Origin of the sequence: Acinetobacter sp. WCHA39 (assembly GCF_002165385.1) — a bacterium.
In the GTDB taxonomy this organism is placed as follows: Bacteria; Pseudomonadota; Gammaproteobacteria; order Pseudomonadales; family Moraxellaceae; genus Acinetobacter.
This window is the reverse complement of record NZ_NHRP01000099.1, coordinates 1-440: the sequence shown is the minus strand read 5'-3', so window position 1 is coordinate 440 and position 440 is coordinate 1. Positions and strand designations below refer to the sequence as shown.

Sequence of the window (440 nt, the reverse complement as noted above, 5' to 3'; positions counted from 1 at the left end):
AAATCAGTTCTTGCACTTGTTGAAGCGCTTGACTCTTACATCCCAGAACCAGAGCGTGCAATCGATAAAGCATTCTTAATGCCAATCGAAGACGTATTCTCGATTTCTGGTCGTGGTACAGTAGTAACTGGCCGTGTTGAAGCGGGTATCATCAAAGTAGGTGAAACTGTTGAGATTGTTGGTATCCGTGATACAGTTGCAACGACTGTAACTGGCGTTGAAATGTTCCGTAAACTTCTTGACGAAGGTCGTGCGGGCGAGAACTGTGGTATCCTTCTTCGTGGTACCAAGCGTGAAGATGTACAACGTGGTCAAGTACTTGCTAAACCAGGTACAATCAAGCCACACACTAAATTCGATGCGGAAGTATATGTACTTTCTAAAGAAGAAGGTGGTCGTCATACTCCATTCCTTAACGGTTACCGTCCACAGTTCTACTT

General features: G+C 44.5%; 1 protein-coding gene. It reads left to right on the top strand.

Going from position 1 to position 440, the window contains the following annotated elements; translation table 11 throughout:
- Positions 1 to 440 (top strand): EF-Tu/IF-2/RF-3 family GTPase (locus CDG56_RS16795; RefSeq protein WP_264754488.1); only part of this gene is annotated, 440 nt, incomplete at both ends.